This is a genomic window from Anaerostipes sp. PC18 (assembly GCF_039789045.1).
GTDB lineage: Bacteria > Bacillota > Clostridia > Lachnospirales > Lachnospiraceae > Anaerostipes > Anaerostipes hominis.
Map to the genome: position 1 here is coordinate 2293149 of NZ_CP121164.1, position 21696 is coordinate 2314844.

Here is a 21696-nt window from a genome sequence, read left to right on the forward strand (position 1 = left end):
AAAAATCCGGCGAAAACAGCCTCTTAAAGCTGCTCACACCGGATCTTGCTATTTTATACTCATATCCCGCACATATCAGCGGATACGGTCGGGAAATCCCACTTTGTGCTGTACCTTTCTCAATGTCTTCGTCGCATAGTAAGAAGCCTTTTCCCCATTATCTTTTATAATCTTATTCAAATAATCTTTATTCTTCATGATATCGTTATAGCGCTCCTGAATCGGCCGCAGTTCTTCTACAACCGTCTCTCCGACCCGCTCTTTCAGCCTGCCGTATCCCATGCCATCAAATTCAGCCACTGCTTCCTCGGGTTTCTTCCCATTGATCGCACAGTAGATATCCAGCAGGTTTTTGATGCCAGGCTTCTGTTCAGAATATGCAATGCATGCCTCGGAGTCTGTCACCGCCTTCTTAAACTTTCTCATAATTGTGTCCGGGTCGTCCAAAAGCAGTATATGCGCATTGGCATTCTCGTCAGATTTGGACATCTTTTTCTCCGGCTCCTGGAGGCTCATGATCTTCTGTCCGACTTTGCCGATGTATGCTTCCGGAATCGTGAAGACATCACCGTAAATCTTGTTGAATCTTTCTGCAATATCTCTGGTGATCTCCAGATGCTGCGTCTGATCTTTCCCCACAGGTACCACATCGGACTGAAACAGCAAAATGTCTGCCGCCATCAGTACCGGGTAAGTGAAAAGTCCTGTGTTGATATTTTCCGGATGCTTCTGAGACTTATCTTTAAACTGGGTCATCCGGTTCATTTCCCCCATATAGGTAAAGCAGTTTAAGATCCACATGAGTTCAGCGTGTGCCGAAACGTGTGACTGGTAATAAATACAGTTTTCCACCGGATCAAGTCCTGCCGCTATATAGAGTGCCAAAAGGCTCCTGGCCCTTTTTCTAAGTTCCGAAGGCTCCTGTCTTACTGTGATGGAATGCATGTCCACAACACTGTAAAAACACATATACTGATCCTTATCAATGTCCACCCAGTTTTTTAATGCTCCCAGGTAATTGCCCAATGTAATAGTACCGGTGGCCTGCATGCCACTGAATAATGATTTCTTTCCGTCTAACATCTGTCGTTCCTTTCTTCCATAAATTTTCTCTGGATTCATCATATCATATTGCAGGGAAGTTTCCAAACGTTCAGCGCAATCTTTTCACAGAACTTCTCAGTCAAGTCCGAAAAATCCTGTTTTAAAATCTTTAGTTCCAGTTTGTGTTACCTCCATATTTCTATTTATGTATTCCTAAAATATTATAGACTTACTGCCGTTAAGCAGCAGAATATGTATATTTATGTGGGTTCCCTTTTCAGTGGTAGATATAGTTCTTGTGTATTCGATTTCTTTTCCGAGTACCTGTTCCTGGGTAGACCCTTTCCCATCCGTAACATTTGCAGAAAAAGAGACGGGTAGCTGAGTAACCCGTCTCATAATCGCCTGTGTTTCAGTGCCTCTTAACCCGCATAAAAATTTACTATTTATAACAATATTGTTTTTGATTTACCATCTTCTCATGTGACAAAGAATCTGCTTCTACAGACGTTTAACATGACTAATCCCAATGAATATCTTCATGCAAAATTGCAGCACTTTTATTTGCTTTTGCCTCTGCGATTGCTTCAATCTTATCCGGCTCAGGATTCACTTCCGAAATAGATTTCAAAATCACCTTGTAAATTGTATCTATATGCTTTTCCTCTCGACTTTGTCTCATGTATTGTTATTATATAGTTTTCGAACGTTTTTAGTAAAAGAAACGGCCCAAACCTATAAAATCATAGTTTGAGCCGTTTCTTACGATAAGCTGATGACGGGAGTTGAACCCGTGACCTCCTCACTACCAATGAGGTGCGCTACCACCTGTGCCACATCAGCAAGACCGTTATTAAATTTATCATACCGATCGATTCTTGTCAATAATTTTTCATATTTTTATATAAAATTCTTCCTGATCATTCAATCTCAGACAGCCAAGATTTTCACCATAGGCGGCCCCGCAGTCAATAGCGATCCTTTGATCCCATTTTGCGATATGAAATGCGGCAGCCTGCTTCCTGGCTTCTTCCGTCAAAGTCCCCGCATAATAAAGCAGTGCGCCTGTAGGCGTATGTCCAAAAATGACGGTATACGGACAGGAGAGGACGGCATTAAAAAACTCCCTGCGTGTCCACAGAAGAGTATCCCGGTCCATCTCTGAGAGCTTCTCCTCTGAATCTCCCAGTGCTGCATCAATGCCGGCATGAACCAAAAGATAACGCTTTCCTTCTACTGTGATCATCCGGTAAAGAGGGAGCTTTCGAACAAACTCGATACACTGCTCCTGTTCTTCTTTCGGAAACGACATAAGAGAAGCTAAAGTAACCCCTCCGCCGTTAAAAAGCCACGTCTCATACCATGATTCCTCGTCATCCATAGTTCTTAGGAACATGTCTTCATGGTTTCCCATGAGAAGTTCCATATTCGGCTGTTCCCTTATATATTCCAGCAGCTGGATGCCGTCCGGCCCACGGTCCACCACATCTCCGATAATAAACAATTTATCCTCTGAAGAGAACCGGATCTTCTCCAGCATCTCAAAAAAAGCCCGGCTCTGGCCGTGAATATCGGACAACACATAAACATTCTGCATGTATACTCCCCCTCCGGGTGATTAACTTTCTTCCCCTAATTTTCTGCGGATCCTCTGAATCGCATTGTCGATGGACTTTTTCGGTTTGTCCAGTTTTACGGCAATCTCCACATAATTTTCTCCGCTCAGATAAAGTTCCATCACATCTTTCTCAAAGCCGCTGAGCTTTGTCTCAATTTTCTTATAGTAGTTAGAGATGTTTTCCTTTTGTATCAGAACCTGTTCCGGATTCGTGTCTTCTTCCATAAACTGGTCTTCCTCCCCCTGTTCATTAAACAGTGAGATATAGTTGTTCAATGGACCGTGTTTCTTTCTCTTGGAAGCCGTCACCGTCGTATAAATCTGCCGTTTTACACAAAGTGATGCAAATGTGGAAAATGAAGCGTTCTTTTCGTTGTCATAATTTTTTACAGCTTTAAAAAGACCGATCATCCCTTCCTGGATCAAGTCCTCCTCATCGGCCCCGGCCAGAAAGAACTTCCTGGATTCCCTGCGCACCAGTCCCCCATACCGGTTCAGCAGAAAATCCATCGCCTGATCGTCACCGCTTTTTATCTCATTTAACAGGTCCCTGTCAGAATAATGTTCAAAGTCTTTCATAGTTCCCCTATTTTAAAAGTCTCTGCCTCACGATCTCATAAGCCAGCACGCCGGCTGCAACCGATGCGTTCAGAGAATCAATATCGCCGTTCATCGGAATAGAAGCGGTATAATCACACTTCTCCTTCACAAGGCGGCTGACACCGCTGCCCTCATTTCCGATGACCAGTCCTATAGGACCGGTTAAATTCTGGCGGTACATGATGTCTCCATCCATATCGGCACAGACAAACCATAACCCCCGCTCCTTCAGTTCTTCCATCGTCTTTGACAAGTTGGTCACTTTCACCACCGGGGTATAATTAAGCGCTCCTGCGGATGTTTTTGCCACCGTCGGGGTCAGTCCCACTGCCCTTCTTTTAGGAATGATGACGCCATGAGCCCCGGCAAGATTTGCTGTTCTTATAATAGCTCCCAGATTGTGAGGATCTTCAATACCGTCCAGAAGAATAAAAAACGGATCTTCGTTCTTCTCCTCTGCCCTGGCAAACAGATCTTCTATCTGTGCATATTCATAGGCCGCGGCCATTGCGACCACACCCTGGTGATGTTCCTTTGTAAGCTGATCCAAACGTTCTTTTTCTACAAAATTCAGAACTGCGTCTGTTTTTTTTGCCTCCCGGACGATCGTCCGGACAGGACCGTCCTGGCATCCGTCCAGAATATAGATCTTATCGATGGGCTTTCCCGCTCTCAGTGCCTCCAGCACCACATTTCTTCCCGCCAGCAGATATTCTTCGTAACTCATTCATTTTCTCCTACATCTAATCCTATTTTAATCAGCTCCACAGCCCGTGCCATCCTCCCGGATAAGTACAGATATCCGATCAGGGCTTCGATCCCTGTCGCCATCCGGTATTCCACGATCGAAGCATTTTTTGCGGCCGTAGCGGATTTGGCATTTCTGCCGCGCTTATAGACGGCTGTCTCTTCGTCTGTGAGCCTTTCTTTTATATTATCATAAACCCTGGCCTGAGTGGAAGCTTTTACCAAACTGCTGGACTTTTTGTGATATTTATTCACGCTCATGTTTCCTTCAGAGATAACCAGTGTCCGAACGGCGATCTCATAGACCGCATCTCCGATATAGGCGAGTCCGAGGGGTGAGTAAGTCTTAGGATCGATTTCAGGCAGGTCAAGCCCCTTTGTCATAAATTCAATTAAGCTCGTTTCCATTTTACGCCTTCTCTTGTATCCTTTAAAATAATCCCTTTTTCTAACAATTCATCCCTGATCTCATCTGCTCTGGCGAAATCTTTTTCTTTTCTCGCCTGCTGCCGTTCCTCGATCAGCCTTTCAATCTCTTCATCCAGAATTTCTTCTTCCTGCTTTGTCTCGATCCCGAGTACTCCGCACAGCGTTTCCATGATTTCCAGAAGCTTTGCCGCATAATCAGAGGATGACTCTTTTACGGTTGTATTGGCCAGCTTCACAAGTTCAAAGATAGCAGAAACGGCATCCGCCGTGTTGAAATCGTCTTCCATGGCTTCTTCAAATTTGCCGACCAGTTTTCCGGCTTCGTTAAGATGCTCTTCTTCCTCTTTGTTCACGGCTGATCCTGTCTTTTCCGCCTGATCCCTTACAAGTTCAATGGCTGTGAGAATACGGTCCAGTCCGTTCTTGGCAGATTCCACAAGCGTATCGCTGAAGTTCAGCGGATTGCGGTAATGTGCGCTCAGCATGAAAAACCGGATAACCTGCAGCGGATATTTTTCACTGATCTCTCTGACAGTAAAAAAGTTGCCGGCCGATTTGGACATCTTTTGATTGTCGATATTTAAGAACCCGTTGTGCATCCAGTAGTTTGCAAAACATTCGTCGTTGCATGCTTCACTCTGGGCAATTTCATTTTCGTGATGAGGAAAAATCAAGTCCTCTCCTCCCGCATGAATGTCAATCGTATCCCCGATATACTTTTTCGACATTTCGGAACATTCGATATGCCATCCCGGGCGGCCTTCTCCCCAAGGAGACGGCCATGCAATCTCACCTTCTTTTTTCGGCTTCCAAAGCACAAAATCAAGCGGATCTTGTTTGCCTTCTTCCCCGCGGACTTTAATATCCCTGTGGCCTGCCTCCAAGTCGTCAATGTTCTTTTTGGAAAGTTTTCCGTATCCGTCAAAAGAACGGGTTTTAAAGTAAACCGTACCATTTACTTCGTAGGCATGCCCTTTTTCGATCAAGGTCCCAATCATGCGGATCATTCCGTCAATCTCTTCTGTGGCTTTCGGCTGGTGGGTCGCCGGCTTTACATTTAGACCCTCCATATCTTTTTTGCACTCTTTGATGTAGCGCTCCGCGATTTCTGTGGCAGACACTCCTTCTTCATTGGCCTTTTTTATGATCTTATCGTCTACATCCGTAAAGTTAGAGACATAATTGACATCATATCCCTTGTATTCAAAATATCTGCGGACCGTGTCAAAAATGATCATCGGCCGTGCATTCCCGATATGAATGTAATTATAAACAGTCGGGCCGCACACGTACATGCCCACTTTCCCTGGATGTACCGGAACAAACTCCTCTTTTTGTCTTGTCAGTGTATTATAGATCTTCATTCTTTATCTCCTTTCGCAGCATCCTCTACACGTTTGCAGTGCTCCATAAATATATTGAGAGCACTTCTTAACTCAGCATTTTCCTTAGCCAGCTTCTCAATATCCATATCAACCGGATCCGGAAGGTCAATCTGGTTAAGTTCCAGACTCTGAATCCTGGTCCCGTCTCTCTTGATCACTCTGCCCGGCACTCCGACCACTGTCGAGTTGGGCGGCACATCGGAAACCACAACCGAACCTGCTCCTATCTTGGAATTCTTCCCAATCGTGATCGATCCTAGTACTTTCGCCCCGGCGCTGATCAAAACATTATCCTCAATGGTGGGATGGCGCTTCCCGGTTTCATTTCCGGTGCCTCCCAGCGTAACTCCCTGGTAAATGGTCACATTGTCGCCGATAATCGTAGTCTCGCCGATGACAACCCCATGTCCGTGGTCAATGAACAGCCCTTTTCCTATCTGTGCTCCCGGATGGATCTCAATTCCGGTCTTCCTGGCAATCTTTTGTGAAATCTTTCTGGCCTTATAAAAATTCCCTTCCTTATATAATTGGTGTGTGATCCGGTACCAATATAAAGCCCTGACATAAGGATAAAGATATACTTCCTTTTGGTTTTTAAGGGCCGGGTCCCGGTCCTTTATGATGTCAAACTGGCTTTTTGCAAACTCTCTAAAGCCCATACTTACCTCCAAACAAAAAAACTCCGTCTCAAAAAAAGAGACGAAGTTGTATCCGCGGTTCCACTCTTACTTAAAGTATCCTTAAGGATGCTTTCCCTTAACCTTCCGTTAACGCCGGCCACGTACAGGACTACTGCCGCTTCGCCCTGTCTGCTCCCAGAGGCATTCCCAACACATTTCCTAAAAACTGCTTTCAGCCGGTGACAGTTTCTCTCTGTTAGTTCCAGTGAAGGTACTCTTTCTGTTCTGCGCATTTCACTTACCATATAGTTTATGCGCTTTCCTTAAAAATGTCAACCGGGTTATTTGATATCCACTTGTTTAAAATGCATGACTCCGCCGGCCACGGCAGCGATAAGAAATACGATTCCGGTTAATATCCCGGGAAGAAGTTCGGCATGTTGTACTCCGCTCTGTATGATCTGAGCCAGCATGTTGCTCGGCCAGTATTTTGACAGCTGCACCGTATGCCCCAAAAGTTTTGTGAGTCCCATATCCCCATATACTGCAATGATTCCAATAACGTCCAGCCCAATGATGGCAACTGGAAGGACAAATTGTGTCTTCCTTATTATAAATGCGGCCATAACATACAGAGATGTGATGCTGAGGACCAGAATATATTTTGTGAACAAAAAGCCTGCGGTATCGCTTATGACAGTCCCGCTCATATCCCCGGTTTTCCAGTAAAACATAGCAGTGATTCCCACAATTACAACGCTCGCCGCAAAATAAACCGTTGCCAGCAGGACGCTCACGATCCACTTGGAAGCAAAGATTTTATTTCTCTCATAATGCTTTGATGCCAGATTTTTAATGGTTCCACAGGTATATTCACTGCCTATGAACAGAGAGATAACGATCGCCAACAAAATCTGATAAGAGATATCTGTCCCCTGTATCCTTGAAATGACCGTCGTCTGCGTCCCTGCACCTCCGCCCATTTTTTCCACAAGATGATAAAGGAAATTCTCAGATCCCATCAGCAAAAGGAACAGGACCCCGCATACACGAAATGACGTTGATTTTAACAATTTATAAATATCTGCCCGAATTAAATTTAACATGCCGCACCTCCCACTGCTCTTAAAAAGTATTTTTCCAGATCCATATTTTCCACAAAGATTTCTTCTACCTGGATTCCTTCCTGCATAAGCGCCTTATTGACTTTCCCCGGCTTTTCCAAAAATCCGTAGACCTTTAACTCTTCTTCTCCTACCATCTGGAATGCTTCTGCCGAAAAATGCTCTCTCATAACTTTGCACGCCTTCTCCCTCTGTTCCTTCGGCATCTTTACCGTAAGACTGGACTGACTCTGCCTGTTTAATTCTTCTTCCGTAAATTCCTGAATCAGCTCACCCTTATGGATGATACCGTATCTGGTAGCCAGTTTCGATAACTCTCCCAAAATATGGCTTGATATCAAAACCGTGATATGATGTTCCTGATTCAGCTCCTGGATCAATTCTCTGATCTCACGGATTCCTACCGGATCAAGCCCGTTGGTAGGTTCATCCAGGATTAAAAATTCCGGATCGCCCAAAAGTGCAATGGCGATCGCCAGCCTCTGCTTCATGCCAAGGGAGAAATTTTTCACCTTCTTCTTTTTGGTATCTGCAAGCCCCACCTTTATGAGGACTTCCTCAATCTTTTTCGGATCTTTCAGTCCCCTGAGCTTCATCTCCACCATGAGATTTTCTCTGGCCGTCATACCGGGAATCAGCGCCGGATATTCAATCACTGTCCCGATCTTTTCCCTTGCCTTGACCAGATCATAGGAACCGAACAGGGAAAGCCTGCCGGAAGAGGGTTTGGCCAATCCTGCCATCATCCGGATCATGGTGGTCTTCCCTGCACCGTTCTCTCCGATAAATCCGTAAATATCTCCCTTTTTTACTTCCATACTGACATTTCTCACTGCTATTTGTTTTCCAAAGGATTTTGTAATCTCCTCTGCATTCACAATCGTGTCCATAGAATCCTCCTTGTACCATCGTATTATTGTACTGATCTTTTAATACAATAATACGATGGTACAAATAATTTGTCAATAAAAAAGACATGAAAAAATTTCTTTTTCATGCCTTTTCTCTGCTATGAAGACGCTGACGCCGTTTGCTTCACCGTCTGCCGGATGCTGTTTCCTATCGCCGCAGCCAGTATCATTTTCACCAGGTCCCCCGGCAAATACGGGATGACTCCGGCCATGAGGCCCTGGAGCGGTGTAAGGGTCATCTGCGAACAGAGCCAAACAGTCCCGAACAGATATGCCGCCAGCGTTCCGATCACCATTCCCGCAAATTGTATGGTTCTTTTTCCTCCGGAATGATCCGCTGCAAATCCACAGACTGCAGCCGTCAATACGAATCCGATCAAATATCCTCCCGTAGGGCCGGCAAGCTTAGACAGGCCCCCCGTAAATCCTGAAAAAACCGGGAGTCCCGCTGTGCCAAGCAGCAGATAGATCACATAACTCACAGTGCCGGATTTGCACCCAAGTACAAATGCCGTCAAATAAATAACCAGATTTGTGAGTGAAATGGGAATCGGTGTAAACGGCAGCGGAACAGAAAGCGGTCCCGCAACGCACATGAGTGCCGACATCAGTCCTATGAGTGTCATCTGCCTTGTTTCTAGTTTCTTCATAGTCATTCTCCTCCTTATGTCAATGAAAATCCAAGCTGTGAAAACATCTTTCTGTCGTCTTCCACCCTGTTGCCGGATGTAGTGAGCATATCACCAGTGATCGCTCCGTTGGCCCCGGAACAAAACGCCTCTCTTCCGCAGTCTTCCATCAAATTCCGCCCTGCCGCCAGACGGATTTCTGCCTTGGGATTTAAGAGCCGGAACACTGCAACTGCCCTCAGTATTTCCTGTTCGCCGAGTCTTTTTCTGCCTTCCAGAGGAGTTCCTTCAATCGGCGTAAGAACATTGATCGGAATAGAATCAACTCCGAGTCCTGCGAGTTCAAGGGCCAAAGACAGCCTGTCCTCCTCTGTCTCACCCATTCCGATGATCCCGCCGGAACAGATCTCAAGGCCTGCTTTCTTTGCCCTCTCAATATTTGAGATCTTGTCAACATATGTATGAGTCGTGCAGATCTCAGAGAAAAAACGTCTTGATGTTTCTAAATTACAGTGATATCGTGTGACTCCATTTCTTTTCAGATCTAAAAAAGCTTCATAAGACAGAAACCCGTGAGATGCACAAAGGGAAACACTGCACTGTTCATACATAGCACGATAGGCCTTTAAAGCTCTTGAAAAATCTTCTCCCTCAAGAGATTTTCCGGCTGTCACGATAGAGTACCTGTGTATTCCTTTTCTTTCCTGCATCCGGCAGTCCTTCAAAATCTCTTCGGCCGGAAGAAATGCATATTCGTCCGCCTGAGTCCGGTGATGGGATGACTGTGCACAAAACCTGCAGTCCTCGCTGCACTTTCCGCTTTTCCCATTGATGATCGTACAGAGATCGCCGTGGTCTTTGCAAAAATTCTTTCTGATCCTGTCTGCCGACCGGCACAGCATCTCAAGATCCGCATCCAGCAAAAACAATACATCTTCTATTTTGGTCTGTCCCTGTTCTCCTGAAAGGATCTGTCTTGTAAATTCCTCCAGCATATAAACTCCTTTCTCTTTCCCGCTTCGTTAATGAAGTATACGCTATGAATTCCAAATTGTCAACCATAATAATTATATAGGTTTACAATTCAGTTAAATGAAAACGTGCGCTGCATAATGACGCACGTCTCAGATTCTATTTTATTCTTCCTCTTCAAGGATGCCTAATTCCTTAATCCGTTCCTCAATCTTTTTCATAGATTCCTCATAGGTAAGTCCGTCTTCCGTATCTTTTTCCTGTACATCGGCACGCTTTTCCAGCAATTCGTCGATATCTTTACTGTATGGATTATTGTCTGTCACTCTTGTTAAAAGTCCCATGCATCTTCCTCCCTGCTTGCTTCTCTCCCTTTTCGCTGACCTTTATTTTATTCATTTTATCCGTTTCTTGTCAATATATTCTTATGAGAAATTTGACTTTCCGCTCAAAAAATTGTACCATGACATTGCATCAGCAAAGAAGAAAGGGGTGTTTGATATGAAAACCTATAAAATATTGTTAGATTCCATAGACAAAGTAAAAGACTTTGTCAACTTGATCAACCGGTTTAAATCCGAGATAGATTTAGCGTCCGGCCGCTATGTTGTCGATGCAAAATCCATTATGGGCATTTTCAGCCTGGAATTGTCCAAACCGCTGCTCCTCACCGTTTACGGCGAAGACGAACTGGAAGACATTGAAAATGCATTAGAGCCATTTATTTTAAACTAAAAGGAAATGCCGTATCCCCGTTTTATTCTCTGGGGTACGGCGCTTTTTTATGAGTTTTTTACCACTATTTCCGTCACGCTTTGAAATGCGTTCCTCCACGGCTGCTCCCCATACTGTACTTTGGATATGCAAAATAAGGCTTCAATTCCTTGGCATAGTAGGCGCCTCCCAATATATCATACTTTCCATCGGCCAGATCCTGTATAAAGGTATCTGATGTGGTCGAAACATATTCGTACTCCCAGTTCGTATATTTTGCGATCTCGTTCAGATAATCCGGCGTCAGCCCGGTATAATTTCCGTATTTATCTTTTTCGCATATCCCCTTTTTCTGATCATCACTGTCTCTATTCCGTTCTCTTCATTTTAAAGCTTTTCTCTCTTTCTGAGAACAAAGTGGGCAAGCCCACTTCAACGCCCCAACCCCTCACTCTTTGAGGGGCTTGACAACTTTGCGTGCCAGATGCAATTTGCCGCAGGCAAATAATTTCCTTACGCATCTGTGCACAACCCACGGAGCGTTTTTATTTCATAGGGAAGGTCATAGAACTTTCCTATGAAACAAGAAAAAGGGAGCCGATTCCTAAAATAAAATTAGGATTCGGCTCCTTTTGTCATCAACTTATAATATCCGCACTCTCACTCTTATGGCTTTCAGCAGCTGGATCAGCGGAAGATTTGCCAGTGCCAGTCCATATACGGTAAACAGCTGCTGAATATTCAGTGTCTGGACTTTAAACAATGTATGAAGCGAAGGTATAGTCATTACACATGTCATCAGAATTACTCCAAGTATAAATGCACCGATCAGATACATATTGTCGAAAAATTTTCTTGTAAACAGCACCGGATGATTTGACTTGCAGTTAAAGCCGTGCACCAGCCTCGACATACAGAGCGTTCCAAATGCCATTGTGCTTGCCAGAAGAGCATTTTGTTCCCGGTATCCGATCATAAATCCGATCATCGTCATGACTCCGATCACAAATCCTTCGATCCCGATATTAACCAGGAAATCTTTTGTGAGTATAGATTCGTTCACAGGCCTCGGTTTCTCTTCCATCACCTTGTCGGTGTGGGGTTCCAGTCCGAGTGCGATGGCCGGAAGGCTGTCTGTCAGCAGGTTGATAAACAGTAAATGCACCGGAGCAAACGGAACCGGAAGTGCAGCGATAGACGCATAAAGCACCGCAAGGATTCCCGCAAAGTTTCCCGACAGCAGGAACTGGATCGCATTCTTTATGTTTCTGTACAAATTCCTTCCGTTTTCCACTGCCTTTACGATGGTCGCAAAGTTATCGTCTGTAAGCACCATTGAGGAAGCGTCCTTGGAGACTTCACTTCCCGTGATCCCCATTGCCACACCGATGTCTGCCTGCTTGAGCGCCGGTGCGTCGTTGACCCCGTCACCTGTCATAGAGACGATATTGCCTTTTCTCTGCCATGTCTGTACGATCCGGATCTTGTGTTCCGGCGAAACTCTCGCGTAAACAGAAATCCCTTCCACAAACTTTTCAAGCTCCTGATCGGACATATGATCGATCTCAGAACCCTCACAGGCTTCGCTTTCATGTTTTAATATCCCAATGCGCTTCGCTATGGCAGCGGCAGTTACTTTGTGGTCTCCCGTAATCATAATCGGGCGTATCCCTGCCTGGATGCACTGCGCTACCGCAGACCTAGATTCATTTCTCGGAGGGTCCATCATGGAGATCAGTCCAAGGAAAGTATAGCCGTTTTCATCATCCGGCGTGAGCCGTTTCCCTTTTTCTATGGTCTTGTATGCGATTGCTAAAACTCTCAGGCCGTTCCGTGAAAATTCCTGGTTGCAGGCTTCAATCTGTTTTTTATCCCAGTTGGTAATCACTGTGGTTTTATCGCCTTTTTGAATAGATACCAGCCGGTTCAGAAGCACGTCCACAGCCCCTTTTGTTACCATGACATATCCGTTTTCCATGTCATGCACCGTAGACATTAGTTTCCGGTCACTGTCAAAGGGTATCTCCGCCACCCTCGGGTAGAAACACCGAACGCTCTCGGCTTTCCTTCCCAGCTTGTCCCCCAGATTGATCAGCGCAGTCTCCGTGGGATCTCCAATCTCCTCGCCGTTGACGTTCGTAGAGTCGTTGCAGAGCATACTGTAATCCAGCAGCTGTTTCTGGGCCGGTTTCTTCAGGTCAATATGGGCGGCAGGAATCCTGACACCTCCCACATAATAGTCTTCCACTGTCATCTTATTCTGCGTAAGCGTACCGGTCTTGTCGGAACAGATGACAGACACACTTCCCAGTCCTTCCACTGCCTGGAGTTTTCTGATGATCGCATGTTCCTTGGCCATCTTCTGTGTTCCGAAGGAGAGAACGATCGTCACGATGGAGCTTAACGCTTCCGGGATTGCCGCAACCGCCAATGCTACGGCAAACATAAATGCGTCTCCCATATCCTCGCCCCGGATGACACTGATCCCAAACAGGATTCCGCAGAAAACCAGGATCAAAAGGGAGAGTTTTTGTCCGAACTGATCCAGATTGACCTGGAGAGGAGTCCTTTTTTCCTCTGTATTTTTCAGCATTCCCGCAATCTTTCCGACTTCCGTGTCCATTCCCACCCCTGTCACGAGGAATTTCCCTCTTCCATAGGTGACAAAACTTCCCGAATACACCATATTGGTCCGGTCTCCCAGCGGAACCTGGCTGATGATGATGCCGGCGGTCTTTTCTACGCCCAGGCTTTCCCCGGTCAGCGCACTCTCGTCCACTTTTAAGCTGGCTGATTCTAAGATTCTTCCATCCGCGGGTATGGAATCCCCTGCCTCCAGGAGTATCTCATCCCCCACAGTCACTTCTCTGGACGGAATCTGTACGGTGATCCCGTCCCGGATCACCTTGGCCGTCGGTGCCGACAGCTGTTTTAAGCTGTTCAGGGATTGTTCTGCCTTCACGGTCTGAACGGTACCGAGGACGGCATTGACCGTGATGACGACCAAAATAACCGCGGTGCTCTCCACATCTCCCAGAAATCCTGATACAGTAGCTGCGATGATCAGAATAATAACGAGAAAGTCCTTAAACTGTTCGAGAAAGATCTGCAGTACACTTTTCTTTTTCCCTTCGACCAGTTCATTGTACCCATACTGTTTTTGATGTTCCGTGACCTGTGCAGCGCTCAAAGGTTCCATCGAGCCGTTCAGTCGCTTCCTGACTTCTTCTGCTGTCTGTTGGTAAAACTCTTTCATATTTCATCATTCTCCATTTCTATATGTATTTTCTTTCTTTTTCCGACGAAAAAAACAGCGAGACTTTTACTGCATCTTTCGTGCAATAAAAGTCTCGCTGTTTCATTACGATACGGATGAATTCTTCATCGAGATTGACGACACCGCAAACGATTTGCTCGCCAGCTACTCCCTTTTATTAAAATTTATATTAGCGGATTCTCTTTGGCTTGTCAACTAATTGTTGTCGACTTTCCGGCTCGAATTTTGCCTTATAAATGCTTGCCCGTCACCTTGAGCCTTGCCATGGCCCTGGAAAGCGCGGCTTTGCTGTGATAGTACTCCTTCTGGCTTTCCTTCTGCCTGAGTCTTTCCTGGGCGCGCTCTTTTGCTTCCTCTGCCCGCCGGATATCAATTTCATCCGGCCATTCTACCGTGTCTGCCAGGAGAACGACGAACTCCGGCATGATCTCTACAAAGCCGTCGCCCACAGCTGCTTCTTTCCACTCACCGTTTACTTTGAACCTGAGTTCTCCTGTCTTCACCGCGGTCACCATGGACTCATGGTTGGGCAGGATGCCCTGTTCACCATCGATCGCCGGAAAGATCATCATCTCACATTCACCGTTATAAAACTTTCGGTCACTGGCCGTAATCTCCAGATAAAAGGTCTTTCCCATGCTCATCCCTCTTTCTTACGCTTCCTTGGCCGTTTCGCTCTTTGCCTTCTCAATGACTTCATCGATTGTTCCCACCATAAAGAATGCATTTTCCGGATATTCGTCCATCTCTCCGCTTATAATGGCTTTAAATCCGCGGATGGTCTCGCTCACCGGCACATATTTGCCCTTCATGCCGGTAAAATTCTCTGCCACATGAAACGGCTGTGAAAGGAATTTCTGGATCTTTCGGGCACGGTAAACCGCGAGTTTATCATCTTCATCCAGTTCCTCCATTCCCAGGATAGAGATGATATCCTGAAGCTCTTTATACTTCTGAAGAAGCTCCTGAACCTGCATTGCCACCTCGTAATGTTCCTCCCCAACCACTTCCGCTTCCAGAATTCTGGATGTGGATTCCAGCGGATCTACCGCAGGATAGATTCCCTGTTCTACAATCTTTCTGGAAAGCACCGTGGTGGCGTCCAGATGGGCAAAGGTCGTTGCTGGGGCCGGGTCCGTCAAATCATCCGCAGGCACATAGACGGCCTGCACAGAAGTGATCGATCCGTTTTTCGTGGACGTAATCCTCTCCTGAAGCTCTCCAACTTCATTGGCCAGCGTCGGCTGGTAGCCGACGGCAGAAGGCATACGGCCCAGCAGTGCGGATACCTCGGAGCCTGCCTGCACGTAACGGAAAATATTATCGATGAACAGCAGCACATTTTGATGTTCCCTGTCTCTGAAATACTCTGCCATCGTAAGACCGGTCTGTGCCACTCTCATGCGGGCTCCCGGTGGTTCGTTCATCTGTCCGAACACCAGGGCTGTCTTGTCGATGACCCCGGATTCATTCATCTCTGTCCACAGGTCATTTCCCTCTCTGGAACGCTCTCCCACGCCGGTAAAAATAGAATATCCGCCGTGTTCAGTGGCGATGTTGTGGATCAGCTCCTGGATCAGCACCGTTTTGCCCACTCCGGCACCGCCGAACAGTCCGACTTTACCGCCCTTGGCATAAGGCGCCAGAAGGTCGATGACTTTAATTCCTGTCTCCAGGATCTCCACGACCGGGCTCTGTTCCTCAAAAGTAGGAGGGTCCCTGTGGATGACCCACTGCTCTTCCCCTTCTACCTGCTCTTTTCCGTCAATATTCTGCCCCAGCACATTGAACATCCTGCCCAGTGTCTGTCTGCCTACCGGAACCGTAATTCCTGCTCCTGTAGCTGTCACTTCCATATCTTTTGACAGCCCTTCGCTGGATGCGAGCAGGATACAGCGGACAATATTGTTCCCCATATGCTGGGCAGCTTCCATGACAAGTTTTTTGCCGTTCAGTTCTACCGTCAGCGCATCTTTGATCAGCGGAAGATACCCGCCGTCAAATTCTACGTCCACGACCGGACCTAAAACCTGTACGATTTTTCCCTTTTCCATATCTTCACCACAATTCTTTCTATATCTAAATCAATTATTATTTCTTTTGAAACGCTTTCGCGCCGCTTACAATCTCTGTAATCTCCTGGGTGATTGCCGCCTGTCTTGCACGGTTATACAATAGTGACAGCTCCCTGATCATGTCTTTTGCACTTTCCGTGGCCCCCTGCATCGCCATCATACGCGCATTCTGCTCGCTGGAAAATGACTCTACCAGAGCTCCATAGATCAGGCCCTTTACATAGTTGGGCACCAAATGATCCATGACCACTTTTGGAGACGGAGAATAGTCGGCAATCTTGTGATACTTTTCGAGTTCCACATTCATTTCCTCAAAGCTCTGCCGTTTCAGCGGCAGGATCTGGATAATCTCAGGCTCTGCCTTTAAAGGCGTTACCATCTTTGTATAAATAATATAGATCTCATCCAGCTTTTCCTTCCTGTAAAGATCGACCAATGTTTCCGCAATATTTCTGGCACGCCACATGCTGGGGTCCTGGGCGGTATAGAGAAACTCCATGTCAATCCTGACATTCTTCTTCGTAAAATACTTCCTTCCCATCTGGCCGATGACAAACAGGGTATTATCATTTCCCTGTGCCAGGCGCTCCTGTGCAAGCTTCAGCACATTGTGGTTATAGGCTCCCGCCATCCCCTTATCAGCCGTCATGACCACATATCCCCGCTTTTTATCCTCCGGCTTAATCTTTTTTCTCTGGTCAAAAAAGGTATGGTTAATGTCCGGCGAATGAAACAGAATATCTTTGATCGTCGACTGGAGCAGTTCAAAATACGGAGCCGTGGCGTCCAGCTTTTCCCTTGCCTTCCGAAGCTTTGTGGAAGAGATCAGATACATTGCGTTGGTGATCTTCATGGTCTCCTGAATACTCTTCATTCTAGAGCGGATTTCTGTCATATTTGCCATGTATGCTCACCTACTTTTTAAATTCTTTTACTGCTTGAACGATCTTCTCTGCCATCTCATCTGTCAATACCTTCTTCTCGTCGATCTCACTGGCCAGTTCCCCGTATTTTGCCTCAAAGAAGGATACCAGATCTTCCGTAAAGGCTTTGACATCTTCTGTCGGAACATCCATGAGCAGACGGTTATTGGCCGCACATAAGAGAATGACCTGTTTGTGCAGGCTCATCGGATGATAAAGCGGCTGTTTCAATAATTCCACAAGCCTGTTTCCATGATCAAGGAGTTCCTTGGTCTGCGGGTCCAGATCCGAACTGAACTGGGTAAAGACCTCCATCTCCCGGAACTGAGCCAGGTCGATCCTCAGACTTCCCGAAACTTTTTTCATCGCTTTAGTCTGTGCCGCCCCTCCTACACGAGAAACAGACAGACCCACATTGACTGCCGGCCGGATGCCGGAGAAGAACAGATCACTCTCTAAGAATATCTGTCCGTCTGTGATGGAAATGACATTGGTAGGAATATAGGCGGATACATCGCCCGCCAGAGTCTCAATGATCGGCAGCGCCGTGATAGACCCTCCTCCGTGTTCTTCATTCAGTCTGCATGAACGCTCAAGCAGCCTTGAATGCAGGTAGAATACATCTCCGGGATATGCTTCCCGTCCCGGCGGCCTCTGTAAGAGCAGAGACATGGCACGGTAAGCCACCGCATGTTTTGACAGGTCATCATAGACTATCAAAACGTCTTTTCCTTTGTCCATGAAATACTCTGCCATGGCCGTGCCGGAATACGGCGCGATATACTGGACCGGAGCCACATCGCTTGCCGATGCGGATACGACGATTGAATAGTCCATGGCGTCGTTCTTCTTCAGTGTGGAAACAATTTTAGCCAGAGTGGATGCTTTCTGCCCGATGGCTACATACACACAGATGACGTCTTTGCCCTTCTGGTTCAAAATTGTGTCCACAGCGATGGACGTTTTGCCGGTCTGGCGGTCGCCGATGATCAGCTCTCTCTGTCCCCGTCCGATCGGAAACATCGCGTCAATGGCAAGGATTCCTGTCTCCAGCGGAACGTCTACAGATTTTCTGTCGATGACTCCCGCCGCTTCTCTCTCAATCGGGAGATACGCGTCAGTCCTGATCGGTCCGTTACCATCAATGGGAGCGCCCAGCGCATTGACCACGCGCCCGACCAAAGCGTCCCCGACCGGTACTCCGGCACGCTTGCCGCTTCTAACGACTTTGGAGCCTTCGATCAGCCCGTGATCACTTCCCAACAGCACACAGCCGATGGTCTTCATTTCCAGATTCTGCACAATACCTCTGGTACCGTTCTCAAACTCTACCAGTTCCCCGTACATCGCATGATTTAAACCATGCACGGCCGCAATACCGTCGCCTACCTGGATGACTGTTCCTTCCTCCTGCACCTCGATCTTATTTTCATAATCTTCTATCTCACTTTTTAAAACGGAAATAATTCCTTCCGGATTTATATTGCCCAACTGTTTCACCTCCGCACAAGGCTGTTTTGTAATTTTGTAATGGAAGCCTTCACACTTCTGTCATATACATCATCACCCACAGTCAGAATGAATCCGCCGATCAATGACGGGTCTTCTTTCAGCTGCAGATTAACGCCTGTTTTATGATATTTTTGGCAGATCATATTTTTTATGCCTTCAATTCTCCTGTCATCCGGTTTGGTGACATAAGCAAAGACTGCCTTGACTACTTTATTTTTTCTTAAAACTAATTCATCATGTGAAGCAAATATCTCAAAGATGCTGTCTGCCTCACCATTGTCTGTGACGACCTTAAAAAAGCTCTGCACCGGCCCTGGGATCACTCTGTCAATGACCGCATGTTTTTCTTTTTTTGTGACTACCGGACTTGCCAGTGCTTTCACGAATTCCGGGCACTCACTGCAGATCCTTTTCGTCTCATGGATGTACTCTTCAGGAATCGTTAAGTCAAATAATACTTTTGCATAATTATCTGTCAGCTCATTCATTGGCCTGCACCCGCTTCTCTCAAAAAGTCATCCAGTATTTTTTCATTGGATGCCTGGTCAACGTTCTCCTGAATTACTTTGGAAGCCGCCGCGATCGCCACCTGGGCAATTTCATTCTGTATTCCCTGTACTGCTTTTTCCCGCTCTGTCTCAATGGTTTTTCTTGCGTCCGCAATTATTTTGGACGCCTCCGCATCGGCATCTCTTAAAATCTTCTCATATTCTTCTTTGCCCCGCTCCTTGGCTGTCTTTACGATCCTGGCCGCCTCCTGATTGGCATTTTTAAGCTCGGCCTCGTATCTTTCTTTCAGCAGCCCGGCCTGGGTATTTTTTTGTTCCGCATCCTCTATCTGTCCGCTGATCATCTGTTCCCTTTTCTCAATCATGCCCATAACAGGCTGAAAAAGAAGCTTTTTTAAGATAATAAAAAACACAATGAGGTTCACGAACGTCCACAGGAGCCCTGAATTAAATGTTAACACCTATACCGCCTCCAAGCTTTATTTAAAGTACAAACATGATAATGATTGCAACAACCAGGCCATAGATTGCCGTTGATTCTGCAAGCGCACATCCAAGCAGCAGTGTCTTATTAATCTCCCCGGTTGCCTCCGGCTGTCTTGCGATCGCATCTGTTGCACCTGATGTGGCGATTCCGATACCTATACCTGCTCCAATACCTGATAATACTGCAATACCTGCTCCTAATGCTACTAATGACATAATCTACATCTCCTTATACTATAATTTATTGTTTCTGTTATTCTAATCCATAAGCTCTTTCATAAAGATGGCCGTCAGGAAAACGAACACATACATTTGAATCAGTCCATCAAATACGTCAAAATAAAAACTGAACGGGATCGGCACCAGAATCGGCGCTACAATCTTTAAGAGTTCCATTATGACGAATCCGCCCAGAATATTTCCGAAGAGCCGCATACACAGCGACAGAGGCCTTATAAAGACTTCCAGCACGTTAAGCGGTGCGATAAACGGAACCGGCTCGGTAAAGCTCTTTATGAAGCCCTTAAAGCCCTTTTTCCTGATCCCCGAATATTCTATCAGCACGATGCTCATGACCGCCAGCCCTGCTGTTACGTTGATGTCCTTCGTAGGCGGTGTCAGTCCGACCAAACCGCTCAGATTGGAAAGGCCGAGATAGATTCCGACTGTCGCAAGATACGGGATATAGCCTTTTCCCTCGTCTCCCAGAATCCCGTGGAAAAACCGATATACTCCTCCCACCGCAGTCTCAATACAGGCCTGCTTTCTTGTAGGGACAAGCTTTAAATTTCTCACGAAGATCAGACACAGCAGGATGACAAAAGCCATAATACCCCATGTGACTACAAGCGATTCCTGCACCGGAATCCCGCCGAAGAGAGGAATGGTGAACGCTGTCTTGCTCACAAGCTCTTCCATCAATTTCTCCGATAAACTCATCGACTGCTCCTCCTTTCCTAAATTTGTAGTGAGTATAATACTCCTATATTACTTTGTCAATTCTAAAAATTACCCTTTTTTTTATGCTTTTTTTCAAGAAAAATCACTTATTTTCCTCTTGAAATAAAATTTTCTTTGGTTCTACCAATTATTATTATATGTTTTATCTAATATTTTCAAGAATCTTATGTTAGTATTTGTACAATTCATACTACCCTTTTGTTCTTCACAAAAAAGAGGTCAGATTTTTCGATTTCTTCTTATTAAAAGAAGTTCATTTTTCTGACCTCGATTTTCCCGGTTCCTGCCCGTTTTATTGTCTTCTGATTCTTAGTGTATGCAGTGCTTTTAAAACTGATAATTCAATAATCAATTATAATAATCTGATTTTTCTCAAATACCGGCTAAAGCATGCAAACGTATATTCATAAGCACCTCTGACACGGCTTTGTCCCCTGGACCTCACTCTTTGAGGGGCCTGACAACTTTTTCGTGCCAGATGCGATTTGCCGCAGGCAAATAATTTCCTTACGCATCTGTGCACAACCCGCGGAGCATTTTTATTTCATAGGGAAGGTCGTAGAGCTTTCCTATGAAACAAAAACAGAACGGTACATTCCATCCAAATGTACCGTTCTATTCTTCCTCAACCTATAAAAATAAATGAATGCGGATGACAGGAATCGAACCTGCACTCCGAAGAACTAGATCCTAAGTCTAGCGCGTCTGCCAGTTCCGCCACATCCGCATAAAAAATGCCATCTATACTATAAATGATAGATGACTAAGTGAGCGTGCGGGGATTCGAACCCCGGACAACTTGATTAAAAGTCAAGTGCTCTACCACCTGAGCTACACACCCGTACTGGGCTAGCTGGATTCGAACCAGCGAATGCAGCAGTCAAAGTGCTGTGCCTTACCGCTTGGCGATAGCCCATTATCTTTCAGGAAATCCAGTAGTCCTGTATTGATAAAACAAAAAGGGTGGGTAATGGGATTCGAACCCACGGCCTCCAGAGCCACAATCTGGCGCGCTAACCAACTGCGCTATACCCACCATAAACATAAACTATAAAACTATTATTTCAAAAGAGCGAAATAAAAACGAGCCTGAGGGGATTCGAACCCATGACCTACGGCTTAGAAGGCCGTTGCTCTATCCAGCTGAGCTACAGACTCATA

At 46.0% G+C, this 21696-nt stretch carries 23 protein-coding genes, 6 tRNA genes and 1 other annotated feature; of the genes, 1 reads left to right on the forward strand and 28 read right to left on the reverse strand.

Going from position 1 to position 21696, the window contains the following annotated elements:
- Nucleotides 1-75 precede the first annotated feature (75 nt).
- From trpS to P8F77_RS12495, 13 genes are all read right to left on the reverse strand, one after another.
- Nucleotides 76-1083: a tryptophan--tRNA ligase gene (trpS, locus tag P8F77_RS12435; RefSeq protein WP_148459026.1), complete on the reverse strand. Its 1008-nt coding sequence runs from the start codon at nucleotides 1081-1083 to the stop codon at nucleotides 76-78.
- 731 nt (nucleotides 1084-1814) lie between these two features.
- Nucleotides 1815-1887: transfer RNA gene (locus tag P8F77_RS12440), tRNA-Thr, on the reverse strand.
- Between the two features lie 49 nt (nucleotides 1888-1936).
- Complete coding sequence (locus P8F77_RS12445) at nucleotides 1937-2641, reverse strand: metallophosphoesterase (protein WP_024726998.1); 705 nt, start codon at nucleotides 2639-2641, stop codon at nucleotides 1937-1939.
- Nucleotides 2642-2662: 21 nt separating this feature from the next.
- Nucleotides 2663-3241 (reverse strand): sigma-70 family RNA polymerase sigma factor, encoded by a 579-nt coding sequence (locus P8F77_RS12450; RefSeq protein WP_024726997.1) that lies wholly within the window; start codon nucleotides 3239-3241, stop codon nucleotides 2663-2665.
- A gap of 7 nt (nucleotides 3242-3248) precedes the next feature.
- The gene (gene rlmB / locus P8F77_RS12455) at nucleotides 3249-3989 is read right to left on the reverse strand and encodes a 23S rRNA (guanosine(2251)-2'-O)-methyltransferase RlmB (RefSeq protein WP_148459025.1); all 741 of its coding nucleotides are present in this window, start codon (nucleotides 3987-3989) and stop codon (nucleotides 3249-3251) included.
- Nucleotides 3986-4417 carry a ribonuclease III domain-containing protein gene (locus P8F77_RS12460; RefSeq protein ID WP_024726995.1) on the reverse strand — a complete coding sequence of 144 codons (432 nt, stop codon included), beginning with the start codon at nucleotides 4415-4417 and terminating at the stop codon, nucleotides 3986-3988. Before P8F77_RS12460 ends, rlmB begins: the two co-directional genes overlap by 4 nt.
- Complete coding sequence (cysS, locus tag P8F77_RS12465) at nucleotides 4402-5802, reverse strand: cysteine--tRNA ligase (RefSeq protein ID WP_148459024.1); 1401 nt, start codon at nucleotides 5800-5802, stop codon at nucleotides 4402-4404. Before cysS ends, P8F77_RS12460 begins: the two co-directional genes overlap by 16 nt.
- Nucleotides 5799-6482: a serine O-acetyltransferase EpsC gene (epsC, locus tag P8F77_RS12470; protein WP_024726993.1), complete on the reverse strand. Its 684-nt coding sequence runs from the start codon at nucleotides 6480-6482 to the stop codon at nucleotides 5799-5801. The genes cysS and epsC overlap by 4 nt, the downstream gene beginning before the upstream one ends.
- 33 nt (nucleotides 6483-6515) lie before the next feature.
- Nucleotides 6516-6740, reverse strand: a binding site (T-box leader).
- Nucleotides 6741-6784: 44 nt separating this feature from the next.
- A complete protein-coding gene (locus P8F77_RS12475) occupies nucleotides 6785-7549 on the reverse strand; it encodes an ABC transporter permease (protein WP_287517911.1) in 765 nt (254 codons plus the stop codon).
- Nucleotides 7543-8457 (reverse strand): ABC transporter ATP-binding protein, encoded by a 915-nt coding sequence (locus tag P8F77_RS12480; RefSeq protein WP_287517913.1) that lies wholly within the window; start codon nucleotides 8455-8457, stop codon nucleotides 7543-7545. The genes P8F77_RS12475 and P8F77_RS12480 overlap by 7 nt, the downstream gene beginning before the upstream one ends.
- Nucleotides 8458-8576: 119 nt before the next feature.
- Nucleotides 8577-9134, reverse strand: a complete 558-nt coding sequence (locus P8F77_RS12485; protein ID WP_287517915.1) for a biotin transporter BioY — start codon at nucleotides 9132-9134, stop codon at nucleotides 8577-8579.
- 8 nt (nucleotides 9135-9142) lie between these two features.
- Entirely contained in the window at nucleotides 9143-10102 is a 960-nt protein-coding gene (gene bioB / locus P8F77_RS12490; RefSeq protein WP_330625594.1) for a biotin synthase BioB, read from the reverse strand.
- A gap of 141 nt (nucleotides 10103-10243) precedes the next feature.
- Nucleotides 10244-10423 (reverse strand): hypothetical protein, encoded by a 180-nt coding sequence (locus P8F77_RS12495; RefSeq protein WP_148459019.1) that lies wholly within the window; start codon nucleotides 10421-10423, stop codon nucleotides 10244-10246.
- Nucleotides 10424-10580: 157 nt separating this feature from the next.
- On the opposite strand from P8F77_RS12495, the gene P8F77_RS12500 reads away from it, so the two are divergent.
- Complete coding sequence (locus P8F77_RS12500; protein WP_024726986.1) at nucleotides 10581-10814, forward strand: HPr family phosphocarrier protein; 234 nt, start codon at nucleotides 10581-10583, stop codon at nucleotides 10812-10814.
- A gap of 73 nt (nucleotides 10815-10887) precedes the next feature.
- Here the strand turns inward: P8F77_RS12500 and P8F77_RS12505 are convergent, their stop codons facing one another.
- The 15 genes from P8F77_RS12505 to P8F77_RS12575 form a co-directional block, all read right to left on the reverse strand.
- Nucleotides 10888-11136 (reverse strand): transporter substrate-binding domain-containing protein, encoded by a 249-nt coding sequence (locus tag P8F77_RS12505; protein WP_287517924.1) that lies wholly within the window; start codon nucleotides 11134-11136, stop codon nucleotides 10888-10890.
- 300 nt (nucleotides 11137-11436) lie between these two features.
- Nucleotides 11437-14049, reverse strand: coding sequence for a cation-translocating P-type ATPase (locus P8F77_RS12510; protein ID WP_148459018.1), 2613 nt, complete (start codon nucleotides 14047-14049; stop codon nucleotides 11437-11439).
- Between the two features lie 251 nt (nucleotides 14050-14300).
- On the reverse strand, nucleotides 14301-14714 hold the full coding sequence (gene atpC / locus P8F77_RS12515) for an ATP synthase F1 subunit epsilon (protein ID WP_148459017.1): 414 nt from the start codon (nucleotides 14712-14714) through the stop codon (nucleotides 14301-14303).
- A 9-nt stretch (nucleotides 14715-14723) separates the two neighbouring features.
- Nucleotides 14724-16124 carry a F0F1 ATP synthase subunit beta gene (gene atpD, locus P8F77_RS12520; RefSeq protein ID WP_148459016.1) on the reverse strand — a complete coding sequence of 467 codons (1401 nt, stop codon included), beginning with the start codon at nucleotides 16122-16124 and terminating at the stop codon, nucleotides 14724-14726.
- A 37-nt stretch (nucleotides 16125-16161) separates the two neighbouring features.
- A complete protein-coding gene (atpG, locus tag P8F77_RS12525) occupies nucleotides 16162-17049 on the reverse strand; it encodes an ATP synthase F1 subunit gamma (RefSeq protein ID WP_006568945.1) in 888 nt (295 codons plus the stop codon).
- A 10-nt stretch (nucleotides 17050-17059) separates the two neighbouring features.
- Nucleotides 17060-18559: a F0F1 ATP synthase subunit alpha gene (gene atpA, locus P8F77_RS12530; protein WP_287518881.1), complete on the reverse strand. Its 1500-nt coding sequence runs from the start codon at nucleotides 18557-18559 to the stop codon at nucleotides 17060-17062.
- Between the two features lie 5 nt (nucleotides 18560-18564).
- Entirely contained in the window at nucleotides 18565-19068 is a 504-nt protein-coding gene (atpH, locus tag P8F77_RS12535; RefSeq protein WP_148459014.1) for an ATP synthase F1 subunit delta, read from the reverse strand.
- Entirely contained in the window at nucleotides 19065-19550 is a 486-nt protein-coding gene (gene atpF, locus P8F77_RS12540; protein ID WP_024726980.1) for a F0F1 ATP synthase subunit B, read from the reverse strand. Before atpF ends, atpH begins: the two co-directional genes overlap by 4 nt.
- 22 nt (nucleotides 19551-19572) lie before the next feature.
- Nucleotides 19573-19791, reverse strand: a complete 219-nt coding sequence (gene atpE, locus P8F77_RS12545; RefSeq protein WP_006568949.1) for an ATP synthase F0 subunit C — start codon at nucleotides 19789-19791, stop codon at nucleotides 19573-19575.
- A gap of 42 nt (nucleotides 19792-19833) precedes the next feature.
- Entirely contained in the window at nucleotides 19834-20514 is a 681-nt protein-coding gene (locus P8F77_RS12550) for a F0F1 ATP synthase subunit A (RefSeq protein WP_287518884.1), read from the reverse strand.
- A gap of 668 nt (nucleotides 20515-21182) precedes the next feature.
- Nucleotides 21183-21262: transfer RNA gene (locus P8F77_RS12555), tRNA-Leu, on the reverse strand.
- Between the two features lie 41 nt (nucleotides 21263-21303).
- Nucleotides 21304-21376 (reverse strand) — tRNA-Lys (locus P8F77_RS12560).
- A gap of 3 nt (nucleotides 21377-21379) precedes the next feature.
- Nucleotides 21380-21451: transfer RNA gene (locus tag P8F77_RS12565), tRNA-Gln, on the reverse strand.
- 46 nt (nucleotides 21452-21497) lie between these two features.
- Nucleotides 21498-21571: transfer RNA gene (locus tag P8F77_RS12570), tRNA-His, on the reverse strand.
- Between the two features lie 48 nt (nucleotides 21572-21619).
- Nucleotides 21620-21693: transfer RNA gene (locus P8F77_RS12575), tRNA-Arg, on the reverse strand.
- Nucleotides 21694-21696 lie beyond the last annotated feature (3 nt).